Genomic DNA, 627 nt, shown 5'->3' with positions numbered 1-627 from the left:
CAACAGGTATATCAATGGGTGAAGAAGTTTGAGAAAGAAGGAGAAGACGGTCTCAAGGATAAGCGCGGCCAGCGTAAAGTAGAACCGGAGTTAACCCCCGAAGAAAAAATCCAACGCGAAATGAAGCGATTGGAGAGGGAAAATGAGCGTCTTCGGGCCGAGAATGCATTCTTAAAAAAGTTGGAGGAACTCGAAAGGAGGCGTTTAAAGAAACGTCATTAAGCCAAATTCGATTAACAGATAAATATATAGCCATTCAGGAACTGCATGAGGAAGAGAAATTCTCCATTGTGCTATTATGCAAGATTGCGAGAATTCAACGTTCTTCTTATTATAAATGGCTTAATCGCACCCCTTCAGATAATGAGAAATTGAATGAGAAAATTCTAGAGGAAATAAAAACTTTATATGAGAAAGTGAACGGAATATATGGATATCGTCGCATGACGATGAACCTGAACCGTACCTTATCAACGCCTATAAATCATAAGCGAGTATATCGATTGATGAGAATCGCCGGAATCCAATCGTTGATTCGACGCAAAGGCAAAAAATATAAGCCAAGTACACCCAAACATGTCGCTGAAAACATCTTGAACAGAGAATTCACCGCAGAGAACCCAAATG

General features: G+C 40.2%; 2 protein-coding genes. Both read left to right on the top strand.

Annotated elements, in window-relative coordinates:
• Positions 1–222 (top strand): helix-turn-helix domain-containing protein (locus tag ACVBAX_RS25345; RefSeq protein ID WP_447119705.1); only part of this gene is annotated, 222 nt, incomplete at its 5' end.
• Between the two features lie 68 nt (positions 223–290).
• Positions 291–627 (top strand): IS3 family transposase (locus ACVBAX_RS25340; RefSeq protein ID WP_447119703.1); only part of this gene is annotated, 337 nt, incomplete at its 3' end.

The sequence above is a fragment of the Robertmurraya sp. GLU-23 genome, from assembly GCF_052983275.1.
Note: the sequence above shows the minus strand (reverse complement) of the source record. Positions and strands in the feature narration are given on the sequence as shown.